General features: G+C 62.2%; 1 protein-coding gene. It reads left to right on the forward strand.

The annotated features are described in order from the left end of the window. Positions 1-606: IS110 family transposase (locus AC07SZ_RS35635; protein ID WP_494917908.1), on the forward strand; the 606-nt coding region annotated here is incomplete at both ends.

Raw genomic sequence — 606 nt, forward strand, 5'->3', positions numbered from 1 at the left:
ACCAGCACCATCCTCAATCAGCGCAGAGCTGTCCGTGCTTTCCTGAAGAGCTACAAACACATCGACCTTGTCGTGTGCGAGCCGACAGGCGGCCATGAAAGCCTGCTGCTCGAAGAGTGCCTGCGCGCCGGCATCGCCTGCCATCGCGCCGACACGCTCAAGGTCAAGAGCTACATCCGCTCCTTCGGCACGCACGGCAAGAGCGATGCCATCGATGCCGCGATGTTGAGAGCCTACGGCCGTGAACGCTGGGCAAAACTGTCCCTTTGGCAAGCTCCGGACCCCGACGAGACCCGCTTGCGCGCCCTGGTTCGCCGCCGCCAGGAACTCATTGCCATCAAAATCGCAGAGAAGAATCGTGCCAAGGCACCTGGCGGCCGCAAGCTCGCGACCTCTTTCGAGGCCGTGGTCAAAGTCGTCGAGCGCCAGCTCCAAATCATCGATGTCGAGATCCGCGAACTGATCGCCAACAGCAGCGCCCTCAAGCATCGAGCCGCCATCTGCACAGCCATGGACAGTCTCGGCCCGATCGTGGCGGCCAAGCTCTTGGCTATCCTGCCCGAACTCGGCTCCATGACACGCCGTAAAGCTGCAGCCCTTGCTGGC

Source organism: Mesorhizobium sp. GW821-FHT07A06, from assembly GCF_059419085.1.